Below are 323 nucleotides of genomic sequence, written 5' to 3'. Positions count from 1 at the left end.
TTAGTTGATGATGATTCTCAACACCACAGTTTATATGTCGGCCGTTAGCTCAGTTGGTAGAGCAGTTGGCTTTTAACCAATTTGTCGAAGGTTCAAATCCTTCACGGCCGACCACTTCTTAAATAGTTAATTTCTAAATTTATAAGTCAGATAGTACAAAAACTAAAGCTGAGGCTTTTAACCGTTAAGCCGATTAACTCGAAGGTTCAAATCCTTCACGGCCGACCACTTCTTAAATAATTAATTTCCAAATTTATAAGTCAGATAGTAAACAACAAAAAGCCGAGGCTTTTAACCGTTAAGCCGATTAGCTCGAAGGTTCA

At 37.5% G+C, this 323-nt stretch carries 1 tRNA gene; it reads left to right on the top strand.

Annotated elements, in window-relative coordinates:
• Nucleotides 1-38: 38 nt before the first annotated feature.
• Nucleotides 39-114, top strand: a tRNA-Lys gene (locus H4J69_RS19755).
• Nucleotides 115-323: the final 209 nt, after the last annotated feature.

Origin of the sequence: Colwellia sp. BRX10-9, from assembly GCF_014077405.1 — a bacterium.
In the GTDB taxonomy this organism is placed as follows: Bacteria; Pseudomonadota; Gammaproteobacteria; order Enterobacterales; family Alteromonadaceae; genus Colwellia_A.
Note: the sequence above shows the minus strand (reverse complement) of the source record. Positions and strands in the feature narration are given on the sequence as shown.